This is a genomic window from Sutcliffiella deserti, from assembly GCF_020037475.1.
Classification (GTDB): domain Bacteria; phylum Bacillota; class Bacilli; order Bacillales; family Bacillaceae_I; genus Sutcliffiella_A; species Sutcliffiella_A deserti.
The window spans coordinates 771,633-788,677 of sequence record NZ_JAIQDB010000001.1; the positions used below are offsets into that span (position 1 = coordinate 771,633).

At 37.3% G+C, this 17,045-nt stretch carries 16 protein-coding genes; 7 read left to right on the top strand and 9 right to left on the bottom strand.

Translation table 11 applies throughout. The features are described from left to right. Positions 1-396: 396 nt before the first annotated feature. Positions 397-1,137, top strand: a complete 741-nt coding sequence (gene prpE / locus K9B36_RS03810) for a bis(5'-nucleosyl)-tetraphosphatase PrpE (RefSeq protein ID WP_223700666.1) — start codon at positions 397-399, stop codon at positions 1,135-1,137. 79 nt (positions 1,138-1,216) lie between these two features. On the opposite strand, the gene K9B36_RS03815 is transcribed toward prpE, so the two are convergent. From K9B36_RS03815 to K9B36_RS03830, 4 genes are all read right to left on the bottom strand, one after another. Beyond that, the gene (locus K9B36_RS03815; RefSeq protein ID WP_399201258.1) at positions 1,217-2,116 is read right to left on the bottom strand and encodes an RluA family pseudouridine synthase; all 900 of its coding nucleotides are present in this window, start codon (positions 2,114-2,116) and stop codon (positions 1,217-1,219) included. A 17-nt stretch (positions 2,117-2,133) separates the two neighbouring features. Beyond that, positions 2,134-2,931, bottom strand: coding sequence for an NAD kinase (locus K9B36_RS03820; RefSeq protein ID WP_223700667.1), 798 nt, complete (start codon positions 2,929-2,931; stop codon positions 2,134-2,136). 112 nt (positions 2,932-3,043) lie between these two features. Continuing rightward, positions 3,044-3,679 carry a GTP pyrophosphokinase gene (locus tag K9B36_RS03825; protein ID WP_223700668.1) on the bottom strand — a complete coding sequence of 212 codons (636 nt, stop codon included), beginning with the start codon at positions 3,677-3,679 and terminating at the stop codon, positions 3,044-3,046. Between the two features lie 15 nt (positions 3,680-3,694). Continuing rightward, complete coding sequence (locus K9B36_RS03830) at positions 3,695-4,063, bottom strand: UPF0738 family protein (RefSeq protein WP_223700669.1); 369 nt, start codon at positions 4,061-4,063, stop codon at positions 3,695-3,697. Between the two features lie 184 nt (positions 4,064-4,247). On the opposite strand from K9B36_RS03830, the gene K9B36_RS03835 reads away from it, so the two are divergent. The 4 genes from K9B36_RS03835 to K9B36_RS03850 all read left to right on the top strand — a co-directional run bounded on the left by K9B36_RS03835 (position 4,248) and on the right by K9B36_RS03850 (position 7,099). Beyond that, a complete protein-coding gene (locus K9B36_RS03835; RefSeq protein WP_223700670.1) occupies positions 4,248-4,856 on the top strand; it encodes a CYTH domain-containing protein in 609 nt (202 codons plus the stop codon). After that, a complete protein-coding gene (locus K9B36_RS03840) occupies positions 4,856-5,497 on the top strand; it encodes a lytic transglycosylase domain-containing protein (protein WP_223700671.1) in 642 nt (213 codons plus the stop codon). The genes K9B36_RS03835 and K9B36_RS03840 overlap by 1 nt, the downstream gene beginning before the upstream one ends. A gap of 326 nt (positions 5,498-5,823) precedes the next feature. Continuing rightward, a complete protein-coding gene (locus tag K9B36_RS03845; RefSeq protein WP_223700672.1) occupies positions 5,824-6,240 on the top strand; it encodes a globin domain-containing protein in 417 nt (138 codons plus the stop codon). After that, positions 6,230-7,099, top strand: a complete 870-nt coding sequence (locus tag K9B36_RS03850) for a ClpXP adapter SpxH family protein (protein WP_223700673.1) — start codon at positions 6,230-6,232, stop codon at positions 7,097-7,099. Before K9B36_RS03845 ends, K9B36_RS03850 begins: the two co-directional genes overlap by 11 nt. Positions 7,100-7,969: 870 nt before the next feature. On the opposite strand, the gene pepF is transcribed toward K9B36_RS03850, so the two are convergent. From pepF to mecA, 4 genes are all read right to left on the bottom strand, one after another. Further along, positions 7,970-9,784 (bottom strand): oligoendopeptidase F, encoded by a 1,815-nt coding sequence (gene pepF, locus K9B36_RS03855; RefSeq protein WP_223700674.1) that lies wholly within the window; start codon positions 9,782-9,784, stop codon positions 7,970-7,972. Between the two features lie 98 nt (positions 9,785-9,882). After that, the gene (locus K9B36_RS03860) at positions 9,883-11,055 is read right to left on the bottom strand and encodes a competence protein CoiA (protein WP_223700675.1); all 1,173 of its coding nucleotides are present in this window, start codon (positions 11,053-11,055) and stop codon (positions 9,883-9,885) included. 394 nt (positions 11,056-11,449) lie between these two features. Next, positions 11,450-12,961: a cardiolipin synthase gene (gene cls / locus K9B36_RS03865; protein WP_223700676.1), complete on the bottom strand. Its 1,512-nt coding sequence runs from the start codon at positions 12,959-12,961 to the stop codon at positions 11,450-11,452. Positions 12,962-13,030: 69 nt separating this feature from the next. Further along, positions 13,031-13,720, bottom strand: a complete 690-nt coding sequence (mecA, locus tag K9B36_RS03870; RefSeq protein ID WP_223700991.1) for an adaptor protein MecA — start codon at positions 13,718-13,720, stop codon at positions 13,031-13,033. 401 nt (positions 13,721-14,121) lie between these two features. Between mecA and K9B36_RS03875 the strand changes: the two genes are divergently transcribed. Further along, the gene (locus tag K9B36_RS03875; protein ID WP_317889853.1) at positions 14,122-14,781 is read left to right on the top strand and encodes a TerC family protein; all 660 of its coding nucleotides are present in this window, start codon (positions 14,122-14,124) and stop codon (positions 14,779-14,781) included. Between the two features lie 230 nt (positions 14,782-15,011). Here the strand turns inward: K9B36_RS03875 and spxA are convergent, their stop codons facing one another. After that, positions 15,012-15,410, bottom strand: a complete 399-nt coding sequence (gene spxA, locus K9B36_RS03880) for a transcriptional regulator SpxA (RefSeq protein ID WP_223700677.1) — start codon at positions 15,408-15,410, stop codon at positions 15,012-15,014. A 411-nt stretch (positions 15,411-15,821) separates the two neighbouring features. On the opposite strand from spxA, the gene K9B36_RS03885 reads away from it, so the two are divergent. Then, complete coding sequence (locus K9B36_RS03885) at positions 15,822-17,039, top strand: efflux RND transporter periplasmic adaptor subunit (RefSeq protein WP_223700678.1); 1,218 nt, start codon at positions 15,822-15,824, stop codon at positions 17,037-17,039. Positions 17,040-17,045 lie beyond the last annotated feature (6 nt).

Here is a 17,045-nt window from a genome sequence, read left to right on the forward strand (position 1 = left end):
AGCGCTAGTCTTAGCTTTTCTCAGGAAGTTCAGGTTCTTCACAACTATCATTCCAACCAACAGCTTGAGACGTATTGATTTATAAGGTTTTTAGAAAGGCTCTGTTAAAGTTGAGTGTTGATAATAACGCTATTCTAGCGATGATTGGAGTAAAAGGCGGAGACTCCAACGGGAGATAGCGGAATACTTGCGACCCCGCAGGCTTGCCGAGGAGGCTCCAGCACCGCCCCGTGGAACGCGTAGCCTTTTGCGGAAATCAATAGCGGCGTATAACACAGCCTTTAGAAAAAATGATTCTCGCTCCAATTCTAGTATTCACCCTATCTTCACGGTTCACTCATATAATTGGATGTGTTAGGTAATGAAGAAAATACATATGGAAAGGTGAAGGATAGCATGAAAATAGATATAATAGGCGACATTCATGGCTGTTATGATGAATTTATGGCATTACTAACGGAACTTGGTTATAGAAAAGGAACGAAAACTTATGAACATCCAGAAGGAAGGAAACTTGCCTTTGTAGGAGATTTGACAGACCGAGGTCCTGCTTCATTAAAGGTAGTGGAGGCTGTCAGTGGCCTTGTTCTAAACCGTATGGCTTATTATGTACCTGGCAACCACTGCAACAAGCTCTATCGTTTTATGCTTGGAAATAAAGTACAGCACACTCATGGTCTAGAAACAACGGTTGCTGAATTTGAAATGCTTTCTGTAAAAGAGCAACAAAAAATTAAAAGCTCTTATATAACGCTATATGAAAACGCCCCGCTCTATCAGGTACTTGATAACCAAAAACTTATTATTGCTCATGCAGGAATCAAAAGAGAATATATAGGGCAGCAAAGTAAGAAGGTCAAAACATTTGTATTATATGGAGATATCACTGGAGAATTTCATGAAAACGGAATGCCTGTTAGAAGAGACTGGGCCCAACAATATGATGGAAAGCCCTGGATTGTGTATGGACATACCCCGGTTAAAGAAGTGAGATTTGTTAATAGAACAGCAAACATTGACACAGGCGCTGTATTCGGAGGAAAACTGACCGCCTTAAGGTACCCAGAAATGCAGCCTGTTTCTGTGCCATCCAGTATGCCTTTTGTAAAAGAAAAATTTCGAGAATTGTGGGATTAAATAGTATAACAGCGGTAGAAGGGAGATCCTAAAGCGAAGCAGAGGAGACTCCCGCACCCGCCCTGTTATAAACGCAAATTTAGTGTTTTTGTTTTTCAAGTACGGTCCTCATATCATAAGGAAGCTCTGAGTGAAACCGGTATTCTTTTTTCTCTATCGGGTGGAAAAAGGTAAGCTCACAGCTATGAAGTGCTTGTCTTTTTATATCAAGCTTTTCTCCTCCATACAAGGTATCTCCAGCCAATGGATGACCAATATACGCCATATGAACTCGAATCTGATGAGTTCTCCCTGTTTCTAATTCAAGTAAAACATGGGAATAGCCCTCATACCTGCCTAGAACATCATATTGTGTAACTGCTCTCTGTCCATCTTCTCTTACTTCCCGTTCAATTATACTCGTTTCTTTTCTGCCAATTGGCGCATTAATACAGCCGCTACTAGTTTCTAGAAGACCATGTGAAATTGCTTCATACTTTCTTTTTATCCCATGATCTCGCTGCTGCAAGGCAAATAGATGATGGGCATGTTTGTGTTTTGCAATAAGCATCAACCCTGAAGTATCCCGATCCAGCCTTGTTACAATATGAATGGTTGCTTCATAGCCTTTCGTTTGATAGTAATGCATAAGAGCATTGGCCACGGTTCCTCCACGATGCTCTCTAGAAGGAATGGAAGCCAGTAAAGGAGGCTTGTTCAAAACAAGAACATAATCATCCTCATATTGTATATCAAGAGGGATATCTACAGGATGGAGACCTTCACTTGGAGATTCTTTTGGAAACAGAACTCTGACATAATCCCCACTTTTTAATTCATAGCGGACTGTAACCTCTTTTTCATTAACAAACAAGTTTCCACCATAATGTTTAATTTCTATGAGCGCATTTTTTGATATTTGTTTTTCTCTTAAATAATCACGCAATAATCTTCCAGCATCTTTTTCTGTTATTGTGTAGCTTAAAGAAAACACACTCACGGTTGCTCCTCTTTCTCTTATTTATCTGTAATAAAGGAATCACTGACTCTTTTCCAAAAAGGAAATGGACGAAAACGTGCGAATCTGATTTTCTCCTTAGCTACTCTGTATTGAATGGATTTAACATCCTTATGCAAAAGTGTCAAATGATCAACAGTAATCTGATAATCCACGTCATTGACAGGCTTTAATAAGCAGGTATGGTGATCAGGCAAAACGAGTGGGGAACCTATTGTACGGAACACTCGATTGTTGATAGATGCCATTTCTGCCAGTTGAATCGCAGGTAAGGACGGGTGTAATATAGCTCCACCTAGGGCCTTGTTGTAGGCTGTACTGCCTGAAGGAGTTGACATGCAAAGACCATCGCCCCGGAATGTTTCAAAAAGCTGGCCTTTAATTTCTACATCCATTACTAACGTTCCTTCGACACTTTTTACAGTGCACTCATTTAAAGCTAAATATCTTGCTTCTCGCCCGCCGTCATTATAACGGATGATTACCTCTAATAATGGATATTCGATTATTTGATAAGGAGTTTTGGCAATAGCAATAACAAGCTTTTCAATTTCTTCAGGAACCCAATCTGCATAAAAGCCTAAATGACCTGTGTGGACACCTATAAATGCTGTTTTGTCCAGACGACTCCGATAACGGTGAAACGCATATAATAGTGTGCCATCCCCGCCAACCGATACGACGATATCTGGTTGATCTTCATCATAAACTAATTCAAAATCCTGCAAATACGTTCGCATCTTATGCATCAGCGTATTGGATTTTGCATCCCCTTTAGAGGTTATTGCAAACTTCATACTTCCACCCCTGTGTGTTTAATATGATAATAAGTAAAGTGCAAGGACTTCTTTTACCTCCCGAAAAGCAAGGTACATGCCTACGGAGATTGAATTTTTAACCCTTTTGAACTTATTCTTTTTCCTTATTCTCTTTTTTTCGTGAAAAAATCGCTTGCGCTTCTTGAATTTCCCCGCGAATTTGAGACATTTCCTCGTCAAGTAGATAAGCCGCTTCCGCTGCGCGAACAAGCCGCTCTTTAATATCTTGTGGGAATTGACCACTGTACTTATAGTTAAGAGAATGTTCAATGGTCGCCCAAAAATTCATCGCTAACGTACGAATTTGCAGTTCCACAAGGATTTTCTTTTCTCCATCAATGGTTTGAACAGGATACCGAATCACCACATGGTAGGATCGATAACCGCTACGCTTTTCTGCAGAAATATAGTCTCTTTCTTCTACTATTTCAAAATCATTTCGAGCCCGTAATAACTCGACAACCTTATGGATATCATCCACAAACTGGCACATCATTCGAACTCCAGCAATGTCTTGCATTTCATCCTCAAGTTTCTCTAAAGAAATACCCTTTCGAGTTGCCTTGTCCAAAATACTTGCGATCGGCTTCACTCTACCTGTAACAAATTCAATTGGAGAATGTTCTGACTGCATCATAAACTGGCCACGCATACCCTTTAATTTAACTTTCATTTCATCAATTGCTTGATAATATGGTGCTAAAAACATATCCCAATGTTGAATCATATTTGGTCAAACCCCTTAAAAAATCTCGTTTACTCGTCTCTCCATCTCTTCCCCGTAGTTCGCATTGTCTCTAATATTTTCAATAAGATAACCAAGCTCTTCTTCTACGTTTGTTAAGAGCAAAGCAATGTTTTCAATAAGCAGCACAACTGCCTTCTTCTCTTCCATGGCTTTATTTAAATCTTCCCAATATGTATCCTTAATGCTTACATAAATAAATTCACTAGGTGTCTCTAATTTGTAGATAAAAGCTAAATTATCCGAATCCACTAACATTTGGCTGCTCGCTGTTACTTGCTCTAAGGAAAACGAAACAGGATCTGCTTGAAGTAATAGTTGGTGTTCATTCCATGATGTTTGGTTAATTTCAATTCGTTTTTGCATAATAATCTCCTTCCAACCTAAATCCTATTAATATTTTATCATAATCTTTAGTTATCATCTAAATGGAAACATCACTTTTACCTATTTTTAATATTTTTGATTCTTCTAGGAATAATAGTTTATCGTTGCTATCTAAATAAAAGCAAGTAATAATAGAAGTATACCAATGATGAGAGGTAAATATATGAACAATCAAGAAATTGAAATTGAATTTAAGAATCTCCTGACATTTGAAGAGTTCACTGCTCTTTGTTCCCACTTTAACGTAAATTCTGAAGATTTCTTCAGTCAAGAAAACCTTTATTTTGATACACCATCTTTTTCTTTAAAAGAAAAACGCTGTGCATTGCGTATTCGTCAAAAAGGAGATGAGTTCACACTTACTCTAAAACAGCCTGCCGCCAAAGGGCTTCTTGAAACCCACCAAAAGATTTCAAAAGAAGAAAAAAGAATAATGTGCCACGAAGCACAAGGTATTCCAAACGGGTTAATAGCTGATATACTGGAAAAAGAATTTCAAATTGATCCTACCTCAGTTACGTATTTTGGATCGCTACAAACAAACCGAGTAGAATTCTCCTACCAAAATGGATTACTGGTGCTTGATGAGAGTCATTATTTAGAAACAAGTGATTTTGAATTGGAATATGAAGTCAGCAACTATGAGGAAGGGGAAAAACATTTTTTGAATCTTTTAAAAGAAAATAATATTCCTATCCGTGAAACCAAAAATAAAATTGCTCGCTTCTATGACAGGAAAATTTGTAGACTTAATGAAAAGGAAGGCGAATAATGAAAGTTGATCAGTTTCGTTCTATGATGCAAATTCAGGCTCTGCAATCTATGCAATATAATAAACACGCTAGCATGCCATTGAATAGCTATCAATCTTTTACCCAACTTTTTGAGGGGCTTGTGGAACATCAGCCACAACCTAGTTCAAATAAAAACAGTCCTTTTTCGATGTCACATCCTTTAAACATGGCTCAACTCTCAGGTATGTCTTCCTATATCCCAGAGGTACCAAGTGCAAAATCAAATGCAACTGTTGCCTACCGTTCGGATTATGAAGATATTATCCAAGAAGCGTCATCAAGGTATGGTGTGGACCCTGTATTAATAAAATCTATTATTAAGCATGAGTCCAATTTTAACCCTAACGCAAAAAGTCATGCAGGCGCTGTTGGGCTAATGCAGCTTATGCCACTTACTGCGAAAGGGCTTGGTGTTACAGATGCTACCGATCCTAAACAAAACATAATGGGTGGGACAAAATATATCAGCCAAATGCTTGCCCGTTACGATGGGAATATTTCGTTAGCATTAGCAGCTTACAATGCCGGACCGGGTAACGTCGATAAATACAACGGCATCCCGCCCTTTAAAGAAACAACCAACTACGTAAGAAAAGTCACCCAGAGCTTGATAAGTTAATCCCAAAAGAGTGAGCGCCCACCAGCGCCGCTCTTTTTAAATGCTCTTTTTTTGTTAAACTTCCTTATTCTACAATTTGGGGTCTGGCCCCAAATACCACTTTTATCCAATATATAAACTTCATCTAAGCGCCCTCTCTTCCTGTACTACCGATAAATCATGGATCAGCGCTTTCTCTAAGATGCAACTTGCCACTTAAAAGCAATTCTACCTCCTATATATTGTAAGGTGTGAATCGAATTGTTTGAGATATAATAAACACATTGCTAAACTATACATATAATACAATTTTATCTTTACTTTGATATTTATAAGGAGTTAATGGAATGATGAATAACATACAATCACCTTTTGAACTTATTGGCGGAGAACAGGTTATTCATGAACTTGTGGACGCATTTTATGCACGAGTTAGCCGGCATCCAGATTTAGCTCCCATTTTTCCAGATAATTTTACGGAAACAGCAAGAAAGCAAAAACAATTTCTTACACAATATTTAGGGGGACCTGCTCTTTATACAAGTGAGCATGGTCATCCAATGTTACGTGCGAGGCATATGCCTTTTGAGATAACCCCTAAGCGTGCAAACGCTTGGCTCGCTTGTATGGAAGAGGCAATGGATGAAATTGGACTTGAGGGTTCATATCGAAAAGAATTTTTTCAGCGTTTAGTACTAACGGCTCATCATATGGTTAATACTCCAGACAAACCTGAAGAAAAGGAAGATTCATGTGACCTGTAATGAAAAACAACTATTTTATTTGAATAATATTCGACATACAACTAACAAGCCCATTGAAGTTTACTTTTTTATTGATCCCCTTTGTCCTGAATGTTGGGCATTAGAGCCGATATTGAAGAAACTGCAAATGCAATATGGACAATATTTTACAATCAAGCATGTTCTAAGCGGCCGTCTTACTTCGCTTAATTTAGCTAAAAAGCATCATGCCGCATCCTTAGCACAGGTTTGGGAAAGAACAGCTAATCGCACCGGAATGTCCTGTGATGGTTCTTTGTGGCTTGAAAACCCAATAGCCACTCCTCTTGCTGCCTCTATTGCTATTAAAGCAGCAGAGCTCCAAGGAAAAAAGTCAGGTATTAAATTTTTGCGAAAGCTTCAAGAGGTTTTATTCCTTGAAAAGCAAAACATCTCTGAACTCTCGGTATTAATAGACTGTGCGGATTCAGTGGGATTAGATAAAGAGGAATTCATCAATGATATGAATGGGGAATGCGCATCAAAAGCACTACAGTGTGATTTAAAAATCACCAATGAGATGGACGTTACGGAAATTCCTACCCTTGTTTTCTTTAACGAAAACATTGAAGAAGAAGGAATAAAAATAACGGGGTATCATTCGTACGATGTTTATGTCCAGATCCTGCAAGATATGCTTGGCGAATATCCCTTTCCAACGATGCTTCCGCCTTTAGAAGATTTTCTTCATCAATTTCAATTTGTGGCAACGAAGGAAATTTCGGTCGTCTATAATCTTCCGATTGCAGAAGTAGAAAGAGAGTTAAAAAAACTCCAACTCGCTCAAAAAGTGGAACAAGTTCCAGTGAAATACGGAACCTTCTGGAGATATCTGGCATAATTACAATTAATAAAGATACAGAAAAGCCTTGGTCCTAGACCAAGGCTTTCTTATTGTCATAAAGACAACAAAGGGGATGGGAGAAATTATCACGGTCAAACAAAGGGGTAATGTTTGTATGTGAATCGTTTCACGTTGATAAATATATCAGATTTTGTCGACTTTTGACAAGTGGTTTGCCATGTATTTCACAACATTGTCACAAAAGTAATAGCTAGTAAAATTTCAGGAAATGATTTTAGTTATCCTACATAACATAGTAAAAAGGAGTAGTCCGAGTAGTCTGAAAGGAGTTTTTTGATGAATAGAATTCCCTTTGCCTTATCCTTACTATTTATAGCATTTTGCGTTTTTATAAATATTCTAGGTCTTATGAAAGTTTACCCTGTGTATCTTACTTCCCCTCTTTTATTTCTCTCTGTTTTCGTATTTATAATTATGATGAATAATAAGCGTCGATTTCGAGGTTTTAGAAAATGATATTTTAAAAGAAGCTTCTATCTTCCATTTTAATTTCTTTGGTAAGATAATAGCTGACAAAAAAAGAGGTTGGGACAAAACTAATAAATCACTACTTAAAGACTAACAATTTCAGTTTTGGCTTCAAACCGCTATTGATTTCCGTGCAAGACTCCGCTTTCCGCGGGTAGCCCCTGAGCCTCCTCGGCTATGCCTGCGGGGTCTCACTTACGCTACTCTTCTAAGCAGGCGTCTCCGTCTTGCCCTCCAATCAACAGCTGGAACTAACTACAAACTAAATTTGCATTTGAACAAAACAAAAAACCCGGACTAATTTGAATTCTAGAATTCAAAATGATAGTTCGGGTTTTCCTCAGACTAAACTTTTAGCCCTGCCTCGTTTCATGATACCTATGAAAGCAATTCTTCCATTTCATTTAATTTTTCTTCAAAAACTTTGCAAGCTTCTTCAATAGGAGTCGATGCTGTCATGTCTACACCAGCTTTTTTCAGTACCTCTATTGGATAGTCAGAGCTTCCTGCTTTCAGGAATTCAAGGTAACGGTCTACAGCAGGCTGACCTTCTTCTAAAATTTGTTTACTAAGAGCAGTTGCTGCACTATAACCTGTTGCATATTGATACACATAATAATTGTAATAGAAATGAGGAATTCTTGCCCACTCTAAGCCTATTTCTTCATCGATTTGAATGTCTTCACCGAAATATTTTTTGTTCAACTCATAATAAGTTTCGGATAATAAATCTGATGTTAACGCTTCTCCATTTTGAGCAAGTTCATGAATCTTATGCTCAAATTCAGCAAACATGGTCTGACGGAATACTGTTCCACGGAATCCTTCTAAGAAATGATTTAGTAAATACAAACGCTTCTTGTCATCATCAATTGTTTTAAGTAAATAATCGTTTAATAACGCTTCGTTACATGTAGATGCAACTTCTGCTACAAAGATGGAATAGTTTCCATAAGGATAAGGCTGGGAGTTTCTTGTATGGTAACTATGAACAGAATGACCAAATTCATGAGCAAGGGTAAATAAATTATTTACATTATCCTGCCAATTCATCAGGATATACGGGTTTGTTCCATAAGTACCAGAAGAATATGCTCCAGAACGTTTCCCTTTGTTCTCTTGAACATCCACCCATCGGTTATCAAAGCCCTCTTTTACGATAGTTAAGTAATCTTCTCCTAAAGGCGTAAGTCCTTTTAGTAAATAATCCTTCGCTTCCTCATAGGAAACCTTCATGTTTACATCTTTAATTAAGGGCGTATAGAGATCATACATATGCAACTCTTCCACACCTAAAACCTTTTTACGTAATGCAACATATCGATGAAGTAAATGCAGGTTTTTGTTAACGGTATTCACAAGGTTCTCATACACTGTTTCAGGGATATTGTTATTGCTTAGTGCAGCTTGACGAGCAGAGTCGTAATTTCGCACTTTTGCTTGGAAATTATCTTTTTTTATTGTTCCCCCCAGTGTACTTGCAAATGTATTTTTGTAGCTTCCGTATGTTTCATATACTGCTTTAAAAGCATTTTTACGGACTTCCTGAATTCCACTCTCAAGGAATCGAATATATCTGCCATGCGTGATTTCCACTTCTTCTCCATTTTCATCCTTTACAGATGGAAACGTTAAATCTGCATTGTTTAACATTCCGAATGTATTCGAAGATGATGCAAGCACCTCGGATGCTTGTGCAAGTAAGGCTTCTTCTTTTGCTGATAAAATATGCGGACGCTGACGATTAATCTCATCTAGAGAATGTTCATATAAAGCAAGCTCTTCTTTTTCTTGCAGAAACCTTGCAATCTCTTCTTCCTTCATTGTTAAGATTTCAGGTACCACAAAAGACAAAGCACTCGCCACTTGTGTATAAAGATTGGTTGCTCTATCATTTAGTCCTTGGTAGAAGCTATTAGTTGTATCTTGATCGTAACGCATATGAGCATATGTATATAGCTTCCCTAGACGACTGGATATGGCATCCTGGTATTGAAGTGCTTCATATAGATTATCAGCCGACTGAGAAAGCTTTCCTTCAAAGTCACCGATTTTTTCAATCATACCTTTTACGTCTTGAAATTCTTTTTCCCATGCTTCATCACTTGAAAAAATATCTTCTAATCTCCAAGTATCCTCCACTGAGATATCTTTACGTTCTTGTAATTTTTTAACGGCTGTTTGTTCTGCCATGATTTTACCCCCTTAACTTAATAAAAAACATGCATCTTTACTCTATTCGACACAACCTTATTATTCCCTCTTTTCTATTCATTATTGTTCTTATTTATTTATCTTCTAGCCAAAACTTTCTCCATAATAAGCGTGTCTTGACCTAGTGCTTCTTCAAGATGAATATAAGGAAGCTCTTTTTTCCTCTTTCTAAATATAGTTTCATTCTCTTTTTTAAGAACATTAAGTGAAACCAATAGATGGAGATATTCCACTATGGCTTCTTCATAATTCCCATATTCCACTAGAGGCAACTGCTTCACTCTAATAGTCGATTTTTTTATTCTTTGGTTGAATCGGTGTATTACTGAAGGAAGATGGATGATAGAATCTACTGGAGTGTGGTAGATGGAGTCAAAATAAAGCCAGGCTTGCCACTGAATAACAGGAGATTGAAACCAATAAGAGGAAGGTACCGGAATACCAATCTCTGCTGGAACTAGTGAGAGAGGAATCTTCATTTTACTATAGCAAAAGTGTCGTAAGGGTTGATTGCTTTTATATAAGCAATACTTATATCTCCACATCTTTTTATCATAAAGCCATTTAGTTTTGCTGTTTATCTGTATTTGATTGAAAGAAGGGGTCGGAGTTAGTTCCCATTCTGTGCTTACTTGGTAACTGATAGTAGTATCGAGGCTATTAAAACTAAATCTGGGAAACAAATAAAAAAATTTGGATTGTTGGGGACAAAAGCTTAATAAGTAAGGGGCACTTCCTGACGAATGATTTTGAACAAAAGACCACTGAAATGGTGAAAGCTTCATTTGGTTACTTAAAGGTCCTAGCTTTTCTTTGCCAATTACCCATATGGGAGTGATGAACTGCGATTTGTAAAGATCTGTTCTTTGCTCGAGGGTTGGTATTGGCAGTGATGAACACTGAAATTCAAATGCGTATTTTTTTTCTTCCATACTCAGAAAGATATCCGCTCGCTGTTTTGTTTGAGTGATAAATGTTTCTAACTGTGCTTTTCCGTAATGTTGCAGAAGCTGAAATAACTTCGCCTTGCCATCTAAATGGTATAATGTTTCTGCTTCTGTTGAGGCTTTGCACTCAGTTTGGATATGAGCAAAGTGCAGCCTTCGTATGGCTCCGTTTTTTAGTCTAACTTCAGAACCACATGCCGGACATTGAAATTCCCCTCCTATAATATCTCTTTCTAACTGTTCTCCGTTTTCATAATCAAGTAAGGTAATGAAAGTTCCATCTACTCTTTTAGCAACAAACATCGCACCGCTCCCTTTCTCTTTTGCTCTGTTAAAATAATGCATATACTACACCATTGCAATCACTTCGTTTTTTGCGAAAATCATTAGCGGTGTCAAACAGAGCCTTTGCTTTTTGCCTTGCTCACAAATATATTCGGCAAAGACTGACAAAATCCTTTAAAATTCCTTTACCTTTCACAGGAAATTCTACTTAAATCTTTAATGTTCAACAATTGAATTTCTTACTGCCACAGAAAATAATGCTACTGCACGATACAAGGAAAATACCTAAAATTAAAAAAGAATACCCATAATCTCGGTATTCTCAGATCACTCCAGCTTTCAGGATTTGGTGCGCGCATCCATGTGGTGCCTCGGAAGCTCCTCTTTGCGGCGCTTTTATATCAGAACCACTTTATAAAAGTGGGGATGCTAATCTTGAAATAGATTCCACCACCTTTTGAAAAAGTGGTCTTTTGGCAAAAATCCCCTTTACAATCGGCTTGCTATCCAACAGATCTTTTTCAAAATCCTCCACAAGTGATAAAACGCTCTCTGTATTATACAAAAATGCATTTACTTCAAAGTTTAGATGAAAGCTTCTCATATCCATATTAGCTGTACCAATTGAAGCGATTTCGTCATCTACTATAACTACTTTGCTATGCAAAAATCCTTTTTCATATTCGTAAATTTGTACTCCTGCATCCATCATTTCCGGGAAATAGGACCGTGAAGCGTAATAAACAATTCGTTTGTCTGGTCTATGGGGAACTATTATTCGCACATCTATCCCACTAAGTGCAGCGACCTTTAAGGCTGTGAATATATCATCGTCCGGAACAAAATAGGGAGAGGCAATCCATATTGATTTTCTTGCAGATGTAATCATCTTGAAATATAAGCTTTTTATAACTTCCCACTCCTGATCAGGACCGCCTGCAATCATTTGTACTCCACCATGCTTTTTTTGTTCTGTTAAACGTGGCGAAAAATACTCTTTTTTAAGAAGTGACTGATCAGTTGCATAATACCAATCCTGTAAAAATATGAGTTGAAGTGTACGGACAGCTTCCCCTCTTACTAAAAGATGAGTATCACGCCAGAACCCAAAATATTCATCTCGCCCTAGGTATTCATCACCGATATTTAGGCCTCCCACAAAGCCTACTGTACCATCAATAACAATTATCTTTCTATGATTTCTGAAGTTAACTTTATTATTAAAAACAGGAAAGGTCACTGGAGAAAAAGATTCTATCTCAACACCTGCTACCCTTAAATCCTTAAGGTATGCTCTCTTTAAATTGAGACTTCCAACTGCATCAAAAAGAAAGCGCACAGTGACTCCACTTTTCGCTTTTTCAATTAAAAGATCTTTAATCTGGTTTCCAATTTCATCATCTCGGACAATGTAATACTCTAAATGAATATGATGTTCCGCCTTATTTATTTCTTGCAATATCTTTGTAAACGTACTATCCCCATTCGTTAATACTTCTGTTTCCGTTTGAAAGGAAATAGGACTTTTACCAATATTTTGAGACAAACGAAAAATTCCTTGTTTGTTATCACCAAGTAAGGCCATGTCTTCCGGTAAATAGATTCTTTCCCCTTCAATTTCTTTAACAGCCTCTTTATCAAGCAATGCTTTACGTTGGAAAAGTCTTCTTTTACGAATATTTCGGCCAAAAAGCAGATAGAAAAAGAAGCCGAGGACAGGAAAACTCCCCAGTACTACCAGCCAGGTAAGAGTTCTGGTCGGATGACGATTTTCTAAAGAAATTAAAAGAGCGATGAACACAACAGATAAAGTAAAAAGCAGGGAAATGGATCCTAAAAACCATCCCTCCCACAATCCTTGCGTGGTGAATAATACAGCACCAACCGCTAAAATAAATACAGATACACGAACTGTATTTTTCACATACTACTCCCCCTATGTATCAATTCAAATTGGAAAAAAAACCGATTTCAACAAGTGAAATCGGTCCTTTTATCTAAGTGGAAAGTGTTTTGTCATTTCCTTCATCGCGTCATCCTTGACTACTTCTGAAGCATATTCCTGGAGACGGTGGATGCTCATTGCCGATTCCTCCCCGTATTCAAGGAGCACACTAAGAACATTATCTATTTCTTCATCGGAATAATGCTCACTGGCAAAATCGACGTATAAATAATAGTTCCCTTCAAAGAAATAAAGATTATTACTTAGGTGTTCAAGGTCCTTCAAGCGGTGACTTACTGAAATAATATATTCCAAATCCTTGAAGCGTACCATGAATTGTAGCAAATCTATTTCTTCTTCAGGTTTTTCTTCTTTTTTATTTTCTGTTTTAGGAGGATTAAAGTGCTGATCGAGAAGGGATTCAATACGCTCATCAACAGGAATATCAATTCTCTTATCGTCAGAAACAGGAACCTCAAAGTTCTTCCCATCCTTCGAGATTTGTGCTCTTGTCACGATAACCTCAAGTCCTTTATCAAGCGCTTGGACCTGAATCCATAATGGACCTTCCACCATGAAATCTTCTTCATCATGTGCTTCGTCCATCATTTCCCAAAATAATTCTTCACTTCTCTCGCGATTGTACCAAATTTCTTCACGATCAAAGCCTCTTTCTTCTATATCACCATAGGAAATATAAAACTTAACCGTATGATCATTAATGCGTTCAATTTCCATCATACATAACTCCCTTCTGATTAGGTAAAATGATCAGCGCGCTCTCTGGAATATTTATTAGATAAGCTATTCTCTTTGATGTCCGCTTCTCATTTTCCTCCGTGATTCCTTGGAAGGGACCCTCCACAATTTTTGTACTGCCTATTGTAACAATTTATCCATTATGCATAGCCTGTAAACATATATCCTATGCAGTGATGTAATACCTTGTACTCTTATTTTATGATAAATAAAGCAATAATGGAAATAAAAAAGCTCATATTTTAAAAAATCGTTCAAATGCCTATGCGGAAATAGTAAAGCAACAATCAATACAAAATCAGCCTTACCAAAAAACAGTCATAAAATAGTACTTGTTTCACTATATTTATAAAAGTAATGGGACAAGAAGGGGCGATTTTGTGGATCTAGAGCTGGTTACTTCCATTCTAATCATAATAGGTATTGATATCGTTTTAGGTGGAGATAATGCAATTGTTATCGCATTAGCCTGTAGAAACCTTCCAGAAAAGTATCGGAATAAAGCGATTATAACAGGGACATTATTGGCCATTATGTTTAGGATATTAATAACAATTGGTGCTGTCTATCTACTTGCTATACCATTTTTACAATTTGTTGGTGGTGTCCTGTTAGTCTACATTGCGATTAACCTAGTCAAGAATCAATCAGAAACAACGATGATAAAAGGAAGCACTTCGGTAGGTGCAGCCATAAAAACAATCGTGCTTGCGGATATTATTATGGGGATTGATAACGTGATGGCTGTCGCTGGTGCTGCTCATGGCCAATTTTTATTAGTTGTCATTGGATTACTGTTCTCCATCCCTATTATAATATGGGGAAGTAGAATTATATTACGTATAATGGATAAATATCCTCTAATTATTTATTTTGGGGCAGGAATTCTTAGCTACACTGCCGGAAAAATGATGATTCAAGAGCCAAGTATAAGAATGATAATTAACGGGGAATTTTTGCTGGAAGCTTTTCCTTTCCTAGTCGTTATCTTCGTTTTACTTTTTTCTTACATCAGGAAGAGGAAGATTTATAGTCTTTAGTGAAAAAAGCTTCTACATAAAATATGTAGAAGCTTTTTTATTGAAGGCTGTGTTAAACGCCGCTTTTGATTTCCGCAAATGGCTACGCGTTCCACGGGGCGGTGCTGGAGCCTCCTCGGCTATGCATACGTGGTCTCCACGCCTACCTCTATCATCCCCCGTTGGAGTCTGCACCTTTTGATCCAATCATCGTTATAAAAGCCTTTAACAGAGGCTTACTGAAATATATATTAACCGTTAACTAAGCGTTGAGCTTCACGCAACTGAAAAGTTCTTACTTTTCTTGGAAGGAATCGGCGGATCTCATCTTCGTTGTACCCTACTTGCAATCGCTTTTCATCAATAATAATCGGTCTTCTGAGTAGGCCTGGGTGCTCTTTTATTACTGAATATAACTCTTGAAGCGGCATTGCCTCAACATTTATATTCAATTTTTGAAAGATTTTAGAACGAGTGGAAATTATCTCGTCTGTCCCATCTTCTGTCATACGAAGAATTTCTTTGATCTCATCGATAGATAAAGACTCTGAAAAGATGTTTCTTTCTGTATATGGAATGTCATGCTCTTCTAACCAATTTTTTGCTTTACGACAAGAAGTACAACTTGGTGATGTATATAAGGTTACCATGAACTGTCCCTCTCCTTTTTACTTATATTTATATGAAAAAAGAACATGCTGTAAGATTCTAATTGTGAATCGCTCTCAATTTGAAATTACTCTAATAAAGGAATCTCTATTATTTATTATACACGATTCTACCTTAAAAAGGTACAGTATTTTAAAAGTTAGACAAGTTGTCACAACATGTTCGTATTACATAAATTCAATAATTATCATGATTAAATTTCCCTATATTATAAGACGGTTAAAGTCTTACTTTAGTTTCATTTAATTTGCTTTCAATCCACACGTATTTGTTCTGTTCACAAAATAGTAACAATTATCTTGTTTCTGTATCAGGTAGATAGTTAGTATTTGTAAGGGGTCTTAATACATGATAGCTTTATATTTAGACATGATAAGTATGAGGTGAATATATTGAAAAAAACATGGTTGATTACTGCTTTATTTTTGCTGCTCTTTACTACTGCCTGCAGTGAAAAAGAGATTACCAGTCAAAACACAGAAATAAATAAAATTCCTGTTTCCGTTGTAAATGTTACAGAAAAGAATATCAGCAACACCATTGAACTAATTGGTCTTGCAGTACCGGAAACCCAAGTACCGCTCCTCACTGCCTCCCCCCTTACTGTAACTCAGGTTCATGTTAAAGTTGGTGATCCAGTGAATAAGGGTGATTTACTTGTTACATTAGATGCAGGGGCTGCAAACGAACAAGTTAACCAAGCTCAAAATGCGGTATCTGAGTTGGAAAACGCCCTCTCGAAGATGAAAGAAATGCAACAGGTAACCGAAAATCAAACCTCTTTAGCTGATATACCCCAATTACAGGGGGAGTTAAACCAATCTTTAGAAAAATCTCAAGCTCTTTTAGAAGGAATGGACTCAGGAGCTGTTACATCGTTGGATTTATTACAAAGTACGATGGAAGTTATGTTAAAGCAAGCACAACTTTCTTCAGCTGCCAGTCAACTTCAACAAATTCCCTCTTTTAACACAATGGAAATAGAAGTTCAGTTAAATCAAGCTCGCCAAAGCTTAAAGCAAGCGGAGCAGGTAGCCGATGCTACTAGTATTACTAGTCCAATTGACGGGATAGTTTCCGAATTAAACGTAGTAGAAGATGGTATCGCCTCTCCTAATGTTCCGATTGGTACCATTATTCAATTGGATAATATCGCAGCGACGTTTCAAGTGAATAGTTATCAAGTAAGTAACTTGAAATCTGGACAAGCCGCTACTATCTCTTTTGAAGGAATATCAGGTACTTTTGACTCTACGATTGAAACTGTTTCACCTACTGTAAATCAGCAAACAAATATGTTCTCAGTTATTATTCCTGTGAGCAATTCAGAGTTAACTATTAAAGGTGGTATGCGCGCTACTGCTTATGTAGCAGTAGATAATTTAGAGGCGCAAACAGTTATTCCCGTTGAAGCGGTCTTATATGAAGATACAAGTGCTTTTGTATACGTAATTGATGAGGGAAAGGCCATGCGCCAAGATGTAACATTAGGTTTTCGCGACCAAGAGATGATTCAGATTGTAGAAGGGTTATCTAAGGGGCAAAAAATAGCCGTAAGCGGAAAAGAACGACTAAAAGACGGTGCAGATATCTCTGAACAAAGTGAGTGAACTAAA